The sequence below is a fragment of the Candidatus Dorea massiliensis AP6 genome, assembly GCF_964245105.1.
Classification (GTDB): Bacteria; Bacillota; Clostridia; order Lachnospirales; family Lachnospiraceae; genus Laedolimicola; species Laedolimicola intestinihominis.
On record NZ_CAXTKW010000004.1, the window covers coordinates 158879 to 171891 of the forward strand.

Consider the following 13013-nt stretch of genomic DNA (forward strand, 5'->3'; position numbering starts at 1 on the left):
GGAGGTAGACAGCATGAGTGAAATGAACCCCCTTTCCTTTTTTGAGGAGGACGTCACAGAGGAGATCAACCACGGAATCAGGGTGAGTAACCTGGCATACTGCGTGGCAAAGGAGCTGGGACTGTATGAAGAACAGTGTCATGAACTGGCTTTGGCCGGTATGATGCACGACATCGGCAAGCTCTATGTATCCGGCTATCTCTATGGCCGCGACAAAGACACCCTGAAGATCGAGGAAATGAAATATGTGCGGCTGCATCCTAGGCTTGGTTATGACGAGCTGATGCGGCTGGATTTCTCCGATTTTGTATTGGAGAGCATACTTTATCATCATGAGAATTACGACGGCTCCGGTTATCCGGAAAACCTGGCGGGCGATCAGATTCCGCTGGGCGCGAAAATCCTGCGGGTCTGCGACGTATACGCGGCGCTGACCTCCGACCGCCCTTACCGGAGCGCTTTTGATTCGGATACGGCGGTGGAGCTGATGATTGATGAAGTGAAAAATTTTGACATGAAAGTATTTCTGGCCTTTCAGCGGGCCATTCACGAAGCGGAGTGGCAGGGAAAATGGGCGCTGCCCGGATTGAAGGTTCGGATTACAGAGGAGGAGACGATATGATAACACAGGCACCAAGAGGAGTGGAAGACTGGTACGGCGAGCGGATGCACAAGCGCGCCTGGGTGGAGAAGCAGGCCAGAGAGCTTGCCCGCACCTACAATATGACAGAGATTATTACCCCGATTTTCGAGCACACCGTATTGTTCCAGCGCGGCGTGGGCGAGACCACGGATGTAGTACAGAAGGAGATGTATACCTTCGAGGATAAGGGCGGCAGAAGCATCACCCTGAAGCCCGAGGGAACCGCGGGAGCCATGCGTGCTTACCTGGAGCGCAATATGTACGCCAACCCGGCGCCCACCAAGCTCTACTATGTGACCCAGGCCTTCCGTTATGAGAAGCCCCAGAGCGGCCGTCTCCGTCAGCATCATCAGTTTGGCGTGGAGTTTGTGGGCTCTAAGAGCCCGCTGGCAGAGGTAGAGGTCATTTCCCTGGCAGCGACCCTGATTAAAAAGCTGGGCCTCAAGGATGTAAAGCTTCATATCAACAGCATCGGCTGCTCCAACTGCAAGAAGGATTACAATGACGCATTGCTTGCGTACCTGCGTAAGCATGAGGAAGCCCTGTGTCCCACCTGCCGGGAGCGTATGCAGAAGAACCCCATGCGTGTCATCGACTGCAAGGTTCCGGAGTGCAAGGAGATCGTCAAGGACGCGCCCCGTACCATTGACTATCTGGACGAGGAGTGCAAGAACCATTTTGACGAGCTTCAGCATCTGCTGACCGAGCTTGGCGTTCCCTTTGAGGTGGATACCGGTATCGTCCGTGGTCTGGATTACTATACCAAGACCGTATTTGAGTTCGTGAATTCCGACGGCTTCACCCTCTGCGGAGGCGGACGCTACGACGGCCTGATTCATGAGATCGACGAGAAGCAGGATATTCCGTCTGTAGGCTTCGGTATGGGTATTGAGCGTATCCTGTATTTCCTGGAGAAAGAGGGCGTGGAGGTTCCGGCCATGGAGACTCCCGATCTCTATGTGGGAATTCTGGGTGCAGAGGCGAAAGCGAAGGCCTATAAGCTGGTCAATGAGATCCGCAGCCACGGTCTGATTGTGGAGACCGATTACATGGATCGAAGCGTCAAGGCGCAGATGAAGTACGCCAATAAAATCGGCGCGAAGAAGGTTGTCATCATTGGCGCGGACGAGCTGGAAAAAGGCGCGGCCAATGTAAAGGATATGGCTACTGGAGAGCAGACCGAGGTGGCGCTGGCAGAGCTTCCGGGCCTGTTCTAAATCATAATAACAGCGATAGATAAGAGAGGAAAAAATTATGTTTCAGTCAAGAACACACACCTGCAACGAGCTGCGTCTCGCAAACGCAGGTGAAACTGTCACTTTGGTAGGCTGGTATGAAAACCTGCGTAAAGTCAGCAAGAACCTGGGCTTCCTGATCCTGAGAGATTTCTACGGAACCACCCAGGCCGTTATCGAGACCGAGGAAATGATGGCGAAGCTGTCCGGCGTCAACACCGAGTCCACCCTGTCCATTACAGGCGTGGTCCGGGAGCGTTCCAGCAAGAACGCGGCGCTGCCCACCGGTGAAATCGAGGTGGTTCCCACCGACATTCAGGTGCTGGGACGCTGCCGTTACAACGAGTTGCCCTTCGAGATCAACCGTTCCAAGGAGGCGGATGAGAACACCCGCCTGAAATACCGTTATCTGGATCTCCGTAACCCGGCTGTCAAGGAGCGCATCGTACTGCGCAGCAACGTGGTAGCAGAGCTTCGCAGAAGCATGACCGACCACGGCTTCCTGGAGATTACCACGCCGATTCTGACCTGCTCTTCTCCGGAGGGCGCAAGAGACTATCTGGTACCGTCCAGAAACCATCCGGGCAAGTTTTACGCTCTGCCCCAGGCTCCCCAGCAGTTTAAACAGCTGCTGATGACCTCCGGCTTCGACCGTTATTTCCAGATCGCTCCCTGCTTCCGTGACGAGGACGCCAGAGCAGACCGCTCCCCGGGAGAGTTCTATCAGCTGGATATGGAGATGGCATTTGCCAGCCAGGAGGACGTTTTCGCGGTGCTGGAGGATGTGCTTCCGCCGGTATTTGAGAAATACGGTACCTACAATACCGCGTCCAAGGCTCCGTTCCGCCGGATCTCTTACCATGACGCCATGGAGGTATACGGATCCGACAAGCCGGATCTGCGTATCGATCTGGTAGTTCAGGACGCTACCGAGTGCCTGGCAGACTGCGGCTTCGGTCCCTTCGAGGGCCAGACCGTGAAGGCTGTGGTATTCAGTGATTTCAAGGCTACCCGTAAGGTTATTGACAAGATTTGTGCTGACACCGAGGTACAGACAGGCAATAAGGCGTACTGGTTCCGTCTGGACGAAAATGGCGAGCTGGTAGGCGGTATCTCCAAGTTTGTCACCGAGCGCAAGGATCAGGTGGTTCAGGCACTGGGTCTGAAGCCGGGCGATTTCGTGGGTCTGACCGCAGGCAAGAAGCTGGCAGCTCAGAAGACTGCAGGCACTCTGCGTAAAATCCTCGGCAATACCGTAGAGGGTCATATGACGAAGGAGTGCTACGAGTTCTGCTGGATCGTAGACTTCCCCATGTACGAGATTGGCGAGGAGTCCGGCGAGCTGGAATTCTGCCATAACCCGTTCTCCATGCCCCAGGGCGGCATGAAGGATCTGGAGGAGAAGGATCCTCTGGAGATCTACGCATACCAGTACGATCTGGTCTGCAACGGCGTAGAGCTGTCCTCCGGTGCAGTGCGTAACCACGATCCGGAGATCATGGTCAAGGCCTTCGAGCTGGTAGGCCTGGGCGAGGACGACGTGAAAGCCAAGTTCCCGGCCATGTACAACGCATTCTGCTACGGAGCTCCGCCCCACGCAGGCATCGCTCCCGGCGTAGACCGTATGGTCATGCTGCTGGCAGGCGAGGAGAGCATCCGCGAGATCATTCCGTTCCCGATGAACAAGACGGCACAGGATGTGATGATGGGCGCTCCGGCCACCGTAGATCCGAAGCAGCTGGCGGATGTGCATATCGCCATTGTGAAGGATGAGAAGGAAGAAAAAGAAGACTAATTTACAGAGAAAATTCTTGTCAAAATTAGTATAAATTGGTAAAATAACAGTGTCGATGAAGGGTATGCAACGTAAAACAAGCGCGAACCTGGTCGGCACTGTTATTTTTTACACGATATGCAGCGCGGGTTCTTCCGACGCTGTTCACGAAAGATAAAGGTCTGGATTTCGATTCGAAATCAACACACCCAAAGTACGCCCAAGGGCGGAGTATGTAAAAACCAAGTATAAAACGGCTATTTTATGCCCTTGCAGGAAGGAGAAAGAAAACGTATAATGAAAAGGAGAGAATAGCAATGAATAACCGGACGAGTGCCAAGTCAAAACGCCGGAAGCGCGGCGGCAGTCAGGGAACCAGAAAAGCAGTACAGAGGGAGCATAAGGATCGTCTGTTCCGACTTATTTTCAAGGATAAAGAGGATCTGCTGGATTTGTATAATGCCGTGAATGGGACAGATTATGAGAACGCAGAAGATCTGGAGATTACCACCATTGAGGACGTGATTTATCTCAGCATGAAAAATGATTTGTCCTTTATGTTTGGCGTTGTCATGAATCTGTACGAGCATCAGAGTACCTGGAATGAAAATATGCCGCTCAGGGGATTTTTCTATTTTTCAGAACTGTATCAGCAATATCTGAACAGGAAGAACATAAAGCTGACAGATGAAAAGAAGCGCGTGATGGTTCCATTTCCCAAGTATGTGGTATTTTATAATGGTACAAGGGATATGCCGGATCGGGTGGAGATGAAGCTTTCGGATTGTTTTTTAAAACCGGATCGGGAGGAAGGAGAACCCTGTCTGGAATGCAAGGCAACAGTATTGAACATCAATGCAGGTCGAAACAATGACATGATGCGGAAATGCCGGAGATTATCGGATTACGCGTATTTCATCGGGCAAATCCGCTGGAAAATGGATGAAGGCTGGTCCCTGGAGGAAGCGACAGAGATTAGTATCAGGCGGTGCATTGACAGAGGAGTACTGGCAGATATCCTGACAAAATATGGAACGGAGGTGTGCAGGATGATACTGACAGAGTATGATGAACAGGAAGAGAGGGAATATCAAAGAGCGGAAGGCCGTGCGGAAGGTCGTGCGGAAGGCCGTGCGGAAGGCCGTGCGGAAGGCCGTGCGGGAAATATGTTTTCTATGATTCAAAAGAAGCGTGCGAAGGGTAAATCCCTGGTTCAGATTGCGGATGAATTGGAAGAAGATGTTGAGGTCATCCGCCCGTTGTATGATTTGGTCGAAAAATACCCGGATAAGACAGCGGAAGAATTGTCAGAACTCTATGTGAAGCAGTGTTAAATAAAATGAAGTTGGAATCTCCCATCCTCTGAAGCAGCTCAAAGGGTGGGAGATTTTTCGGTTTTGGGACAAAACATTACATTTCGCGCCATATATGTGCAATTCGCTCCAATTTGTGATGCAGGGAAGAAAAATATGCTAATATATGAGTAATGTTTTTACAGAATCACACACAAAGGAGCGGGGGATATGAGAAAACACTTGCGAGGAAATCGTGGAACAAGATGGCTGGCGATTCTGCTGACGGCTGCGATGGTCGTGGGCAGCGTGGATACGACGGTGCTGGCGGAAGCAGCTAAGGGCGCGGAGGAGCAGACCCTTCCGGTGGCGGAAGCGGGGACGTCCGGGGATGCGAAAGATAAGGAAGAAACGCCGGTTGTGAAAACGGAAACGAGCGAAGAGGTGAAGAATCCGGAAGCGGCAGAGAACGCGCAGCCCGGAAAGGCTGCGAATGCGCCGGAGACATCTGGAAACGCGCAGCCCGGAAAGAATGCGAATGTGCCGGAGACATCCGGGAACGCGGAAGAAGCGGGAGCAGTCGCAGACTCAACGTCAGAAAACGGCGCTGGGGGGGTGTTATCAGAGCTTCAGGAAGCGCCGGCAGAAGTCGAGCTTCCAACGGAGACCGTAGAGCTGGAATCGGAGTTTTCGGAAGAGTGGGATAATGATGAGCTGTTTGAGGGCTACGTATGGAAGCAGCTGTATGGAGATGAGGGTATCGCCACCTACGGTACGGTTGCGAGAAGCCATCTGAGTGAAGAAGAAAAAGCGGCTTACGATGTATTAAAGGACTGGATAAGAGAAATAGCGTGTAATGGAGGAAACGCAAGATTTTACGGTGAGATTACAATCAGTGGTTATATAGAAAACCCTAAGAGTTCCACAGTATTGGGAAAAATCTGGGACGCATTAAAGACGGATTGTCCCTATGAGTTGTACTGGTGGGACGGTGGCTCTCTGGGGTGGCACACTGAAGGTGGCATGGATGAGAACGGAAAATATTATATCAAGGTGACCCAAATAGACATAGGTATTGCAAGTGATTACCAGGGAGATACCAACATTTATGTGGATGCGGCAAAAGCACAGGCAGTAGACACAGCAGTAGCGAAAGCCAAGGAGATTGTTGACGACTTAAAAGATGGATCCGTCTATGAGCGTCTGAACGGCTACAAGAACGCAATTAAGGATTTGGCATCCTATGATATAGATGTCGATAGCACAGACTATGTGCAGCAGTTAATCAATGTCTTTGACGACAATTCGAACACAAAGACAGGCTACGAAGGCTATGCCAGAGCATTCCAGTATCTCTGTGATCTGGACGCAGGCGGAATTAAGTGTTACACGGTGAGCGGTGTCCTGGGATGTTGGACGCCGTATCTACAGCAATACGGCGAGTATATGTGGAATGTTGTCAGGCTGCGGAAACGGAATTATCTGGTGGATGTGGCACTGTGTGATGGCGATGGTCTCTTCGACGGTGTTGCAGAGGGTAGTCCAGATGGTACTGTTCAGGATAAGCTGTTTCTGGTAGGCGGTGTTGCAGAAAAAAAAGAAGAAGAAGGCCAACGTTATGTTAAGAAATTTAATAACAATAGTTTGAGTGAGGTTGCTTATGGGTATGATAGGAATACTATGAACGCCTATACCGAAGACGAACGGATTATCTCAAGCACGGATTATGATAATAGAGCGGTTGAATCGATTGCTTCTGCCACGATAACCATTGCGGCTGGTACAGACGTCCATGAGGACGAAACATTCATATACGATGCCCAGAACCATGATGTGGTAGTAAAGCTTGGCGAGGACGAACTGGAGCCCGAATATGATTATACCCTGACCATCATAAAGGACGGAGAGGCATACGTAGGCGCCATCCGGAATGCGGGAACCTATGAGATAACAGTGACCGGAAGCGGTGGTTATACCGGAAGTGTAGAGAAAACTGTTACCATTGAAAAGAGACCAGTGACGCCCAGTATCATAGAGAAAGCTGAGTATCTCACAAAGCCATATGACGGAACCACGGGAGCTTATCCAAGACTTAACTATGATGGGGAATGCCAGGAGTGGATGACACATTACATAAGGGCTGAATATGAAAATGCCAATGTGGGAACGGGTAAGCAGATTACAGTGAAAGTCCGTTTGGACGGCAAAATTGCAAATAATTACTATTTAACAACAGATACGTTAACAACAGATAAGGGCGTAATCACCAAGGGCGATCCGACCCTGAGATTCCGATACGGTGGAGGCGCATATGCCACAACATATACCTACAGTGGGGAAGCCCTGAGAAATCCGGAAGGAAATGAACTGATACTTACTAATGTTGATACCGGTGTTCAGATTATCACCCACGACGATTTGAAATTTACATGGTTCAAGGGAACCGATGAAAACGGAACGAAGCTGGAAGGAAACCCGGTGGATGCGGGAACCTATTATCTGAAGGTTTCTGTAGCTGAGACGGAGAATTATAACGCGGCGTCCGCAGGAAAAACGATCACAATTGAGCCGAAAAAGGTGGAGAATCCTGAGATTACAGTAACGCCGGATTCTTATGAGTACGACGGAGAAGAAAAGAAACCGACCGTAACAGTAAAAGATGGAGAAACGATCATTCCTTCAACGGAATATACAGTCTCTTATTCTGATAATAAAAATGTAGGAACTGCGACAGTAACCATTTCGAATAAAGAAGGCAGTAACTATGAGATAAGCGGAAACCGTAGTCAGACCTATACCATTACAAAAGTTGATAGCGCTAAGCTTACAGTGGTAAAACCGAAGGTTTCAGGCGTATACGGAACAAAAACAGGGGAGCTGGCGATTTCAGGCGGAAAGGTAACGACTGCGGACGGAAAAGAGATATCAGGAAGCTGGGCTGTAACAGATACCGCGAGCCATGATATGGATAAGCTTTTACCCGTAGAGGGGACAGAGACCTGCACCCTGACATTTACACCGGGGGATACGAATTATCCGAAGCTGACGGCAGAGGTGACTCCGGATATTACGGTGCGTCCGGTAAAGGTTCAGATTAATTCAATCAGCAGAGCCTATAAGGCGGAAAATCCGACATTTACCTGGAGGGCAGTGACAGAAGAAGGCTTCCTTGCGCCTGTAGAAAATGACAATCTGGGTATCGACCTGACGACAAATGCAGATTCAAATTCTTCGGTCGGACAGTATGATATTACCGGCACTGCATCCAATCAGAATTATGACGTTACCATCGCGGGCGGCAAAAATGCACTGACGATTACGAAAGCGGCGGCACCCGAGCCAACAAGGGTTGAAAAAAGTTATATCTATGCATCTGTTCCGAAGTACCTTGTGAGCATATACTTGAGCAAGGCAATGAATCTTCCGGCGGATTGTGGAGAGGTAACCTACACCTCAGGAGAATCGACGGGTGATATGAGTATACTGACGAGAACAGCAGTATATAACAGTACGTTTGAGTATGGTTTAAGAGATGATCTTACTGCAGAAAAAATTGGGGCAACAGTGGTTGTGAAAGTATCCGTTCAGATGGAAAATTATGAAGACACATACTACGAGCTTACCATACAGATTGTGGATAAAAAGGACATAACCGGATCTGCCTCTGCGAAGAACAGCATCCGCTATGGTCAGACATTGAAAGATGTAGAACTGGCAGGTACTTTTACAGATGCGGAGAATACGGATATAACCCTGGCAGGCACATTTACCATATTAAACGGGGATAATATGCCTTCAGCCGGCACTGCTGAAGTACGGTGGACATTCACACCGACAGATAAGAAATACAAACCGGTGAACGGAACAACAAACATCACCGTGGAGAAAGCCACTCCGGAGCGTGCGGCAGCGCCGACGGCGTCCGAGCTTACCTATGGACAGACCCTGGCAGACAGCACGCTGACGGGCGGAAAAGCAGTGAACCCGAATACGCAGGAGGAAGTGGCAGGCACCTGGAGCTGGGCAGATGACACAGTGAAACCGACGGTGGACAATCAGGGCTATCAGGTAGTATTTACACCGAATGATACAGCCAATTATAACCGTATCGAAGCGACGGTAGAGGTAACCGTGAAAAAGGCGGTTCCGACCATCAACGAAGCGCCGACGGCGTCCGACCTGACCTATGGACAGCCCCTGTCTGAAAGCACACTGACAGGCGGAGCAGCGTCCACGGACGGAACCTTTACCTGGGCAAAAGCTGATACCAGACCGGAGGTCACGGACAGCAATGTCACCGAATATGAAGTAGTATTTACACCGACAGATATAGTCAACTGGGGGAATGCGGCAGCAAAGGTACAGATAGAGGTAAGCCCGAAGACCCTTACCTGGGACGGAAGCGCCCTGACAGTTCTGACCAAGCTGGCCGATGAAACGAAGGACGCCAGCCTCATCGGAGAACTGAAGGTCTCCGGTCTGCTGGACGGCGACGACGCAGGCCTGAGCTATGAGAGTCTGACTGCTGAGTTTGATACAGCGGAAGCGGGAACCGACAAGCAGGTAACCGTGACCATCGCAGGAGCGGCTTTGACGAATGCCAATTATGTGCTTCCGGCTGAGACTGCCTTTACGCTGAAGGGCTCCATCGAAAAGACTGCGGCTCTGCCGGGTCAGACAGGTCTCGGAAACGATTACCGTCTGGTTATGGGCGCAAAGGACGTAACCGAGGTAACGCCGGATCTGGCAAAGACAGAGAACCTGAACACACCGGAAAAGATCGTGGAATATCTGAAGAAGCTTCTGGTGGATTGTAAGATCGACGGAAAGAATCCGGCGAAGGAAAATACGGCTGTTTATGACGCAGTGCTGCTCTATAGCGCAGACGGCGGTGAAACCTGGATCCGCGCGACGGCAGACAACTTCCCGGCAGAGGGCGTCAAGGTGATCCTGCCCTACCCGGAGGGCACCAACGCAGCCGATTACCGTTTCAGCGCGGTACACATGTTTGCAATGAACCGCGGCGCGTATAAGGCGGGCGATGTGGAGACTCCGGAGCTGACATTGACGAAGGATGGCATCACCATGACCCTGAAGAGCCTCTCCCCAATAGCCCTTTCCTGGGTAAAGGTGGAGAAAGCGCCCGAGACGAAGCCCGAAGATCATTCCGGCAGCAGCTCCGGCAGCGGAAATAAGAGCGGCGGAAGCGCCGTCACAAGCGCAGCCACCGGTGACAGCAGCCAGCCCGTATTCTGGGGCGCAATGGCGTTGATTTGCCTGCTGGGCATATCCATGCTGCTTACAGCAGTACGCAGAAAACGCGGGCAGCGGACAGAGTAATACGAGGATAAGGGATTGAAAACCTGGAACAGGGCGTCTGAGGCATTACTGCTTCAGACGCCCTGTTTCTTTCGGAAGCTCTATGCGCGGATACTGCCGCAGCAGCTTTTCCAGTTCGTAGATAGCCGGGGTCAGGAATTTATTTTTGTGATAAACCAGTTTAAAGGTCCGGTTCCATTCCTGATTTTCAGGAGAAAAAATGCGGAGACGCTGATGACGGATTTCATGGTACATCAGACGCAGAGACATGACAGACAGAACCTTGTTGTATAAAACGGCGTTCAGGATCGTGCGGGGGCAGTTGGCTTCCCAGGTGATACGGATGGAGAGCCCCTGCTCTGCCACGTACTGTTCAAAAAGCCGTCGTGTGCCGCTGCCCTGTTCACGCATGGCAAAAGCCTGTCCGTTTAAATCCGAAGAGTGAAGTGTCTCCATTTCATAAAAAGGATGATGAATCCCTGCTGTCAGAACAAGACAGTCGTCGATAAGAGGGAGCACAATCAGATCGGGAGACTGAATTTCACCCTCTACAATCGCGGCGTCCAGCTGGGATCTCAAAAGCTTTTGTTCAATTTCGGCAGTATTGCTTACAAAGGAATATACTTCCAGACCCGGCAGCTTCCTTTCCAACTCTAGAATCACGGAGGGAGTCAGACAGGTACCGACGGTGAGGGTGCTGCCAAGCTTCAGCGTAGCGGTCTGCCCCTGATTCATCATCAACTGCTCCAGCTCTGAAAACCGGGAAATCAGCTCCGGAGCCTGGGACAGCAGAAGCTTTCCCTGTTCTGTCAGGTAAAGCTTTTTCCCGAGCCGTTCAAACAACAGACAATGGTAATGTTTTTCCAGTTCCCGGATGGCCTGGCTGACGGTGGGCTGGGTCAGATACAGATGCTCTGCAGCTGCACACATGGTGCCGTATTCGGCGACAGCGGTAAAAATCGAAAGATGGCGAATGGTCATGTAAAATCCCCTTTTCTGTCAGATATATAGATAAAACCTATTGATTTAATAAAATAATATCATTTTTCAAATTGATAAGCAAGTGCTATAGTAAGAGTAACGAAAATGTATCAGAAAAGGGGAAGAAAAATGAAGGTCATTGTAGTGGGCGGTGTAGCAGCCGGAACCAAGGCTGCAGCCAAGCTGAAGCGGGAAGATCGAAATGCGGACATCCGGATCCTGACAAAGGGAAAGGATATTTCCTATGCGGGCTGCGGTCTTCCGTATTATGTGAGCGGCGTGATCCGGGAAAAAAAGGATTTGCTGGTGCATACGCCGGAATCTTATGAAAAAGTAACCGGAGTGCCGGTGGAAATCCGGACTGAGGTGACAAAAGTAGACCGAAAAGGGAAAACCGTGGAGGCTGTGAATCTGGATACGGGAGCAGTCGAAACCTATGCGTATGATAAGCTGGTGATTGCCACAGGCGCGCGTCCCTTTGAGCCGGATTGCCCGGGCACGCAGCTGAAAAATGTATTTTATATGAGAACGCCGGAGGACGCAGATATGCTTCGGCAGGCTGTGGAAGCCGGAGAGATCCGTCGGGCAGTGATCGTGGGCGGTGGATTTATCGGACTGGAAATCGCGGAAAATCTGGCGGCGAAGGATGTGAAGGTATCCGTCATTGATTTCGCGCCCCATATTCTGCCGGGCTTCCTGGATCCGGAGATTGCGGATTATGTGGAAAATAAGCTGGCGGACGCGGGCATCATGTGTTTTACCGGAATGGGCCTGGAAGAAATTCTCGGGGAGGAGAAGGTAGAAAAGGTAAAAACCTCCCGCCGTGCCATGAAGGCGGATGCCTGCATCCTGGCTATGGGAATCCGTCCTAATACGGAATTTTTGCAGGACGCCGGTCTGGAAATGTTCAAAGGAGCTCTGTTGACAAATCAGGCGCTGCAGACAAATGATCCGGATATCTACGCGGTCGGCGACTGCGCTATGGTAACGAACCGGATTACCGGAAAGCCCCAGTGGTCGCCCATGGGTTCCACAGCGAATATAGCGGGCCGCGCGGCGGCGCAGCACCTTGCCGGGAAAACAGTGCAGTATCCGGGCGTGCTGGGAACCGGCGTGGCGAAGCTGGCCGGCTTCTGCATGGGAAGAACCGGATTACTGGAGCAGGCGGCGCGGGAAGCAGGCTATGACGCAGAGAGTGTGATTTGTGTGGTGGACGATAAGGCACATTACTATCCGGGCGCAGCTTTATTTGTCATAAAGCTGATTGCAGATCGGGAAAGCCACAGGCTGCTTGGTATGCAGACTGTGGGAACGGGAGCGGTGGATAAGCTGACGGATATAGCGGTGACTGCGATTTCCATGAAAGCGACCCTGGAGGATCTGCAGTACATGGATTTTGCGTACGCGCCGCCCTTCTCCACTGCGATTCATCCGCTGCAGCATGCAGTGAATATTCTGCTGAATAAGCTGAACGGGGAGCTGGACAGCATGACGGCCGCAGAGTATGCGGAAGAAGGAGAAAATTATCGGATCGTGGATGCGGGTATTACACCGTCGCTGCACGGGTATCCCTATGTGGACCTGAACAGCCTGGACGGTCCGGCAGACGGGCTTGGCAGGAACGAAAAGCTGCTTTTGGTATGTTCCAAGGGAAAACGGGCTTATCTGGTGCAGAACCGTCTGAAGGCTTACGGATATACGGATACAAAGGTACTGGAGGGTGGCATGACCTTCCATACAGAATTAACAGAGGAAGAATAAAAGGAGGC

General features: G+C 51.2%; 7 protein-coding genes. 6 read left to right on the forward strand and 1 reads right to left on the reverse strand.

Annotated elements, in window-relative coordinates:
• Positions 1–13: 13 nt before the first annotated feature.
• From ACESZP_RS05885 to ACESZP_RS05905, 5 genes are all read left to right on the forward strand, one after another.
• Positions 14–622, forward strand: coding sequence for an HD domain-containing phosphohydrolase (locus tag ACESZP_RS05885; protein ID WP_178039919.1), 609 nt, complete (start codon positions 14–16; stop codon positions 620–622).
• The gene (hisS, locus tag ACESZP_RS05890; protein WP_499708325.1) at positions 619–1860 is read left to right on the forward strand and encodes a histidine--tRNA ligase; all 1242 of its coding nucleotides are present in this window, start codon (positions 619–621) and stop codon (positions 1858–1860) included. The genes ACESZP_RS05885 and hisS overlap by 4 nt, the downstream gene beginning before the upstream one ends.
• Before the next feature lie 37 nt (positions 1861–1897).
• Positions 1898–3673 carry an aspartate--tRNA ligase gene (gene aspS / locus ACESZP_RS05895; RefSeq protein WP_499708326.1) on the forward strand — a complete coding sequence of 592 codons (1776 nt, stop codon included), beginning with the start codon at positions 1898–1900 and terminating at the stop codon, positions 3671–3673.
• A 296-nt stretch (positions 3674–3969) separates the two neighbouring features.
• Positions 3970–4986, forward strand: a complete 1017-nt coding sequence (locus ACESZP_RS05900) for an RpnC/YadD family protein (RefSeq protein WP_499708328.1) — start codon at positions 3970–3972, stop codon at positions 4984–4986.
• Positions 4987–5175: 189 nt separating this feature from the next.
• Positions 5176–10284, forward strand: a complete 5109-nt coding sequence (locus tag ACESZP_RS05905; protein ID WP_499708329.1) for a YDG domain-containing protein — start codon at positions 5176–5178, stop codon at positions 10282–10284.
• Between the two features lie 45 nt (positions 10285–10329).
• On the opposite strand, the gene ACESZP_RS05910 is transcribed toward ACESZP_RS05905, so the two are convergent.
• The gene (locus tag ACESZP_RS05910; protein WP_499708330.1) at positions 10330–11244 is read right to left on the reverse strand and encodes a LysR substrate-binding domain-containing protein; all 915 of its coding nucleotides are present in this window, start codon (positions 11242–11244) and stop codon (positions 10330–10332) included.
• A 129-nt stretch (positions 11245–11373) separates the two neighbouring features.
• Here ACESZP_RS05910 and ACESZP_RS05915 point away from each other — a divergent pair, with 129 nt between their 5' ends.
• Positions 11374–13005, forward strand: a complete 1632-nt coding sequence (locus tag ACESZP_RS05915) for an FAD-dependent oxidoreductase (protein WP_499708331.1) — start codon at positions 11374–11376, stop codon at positions 13003–13005.
• Positions 13006–13013: the final 8 nt, after the last annotated feature.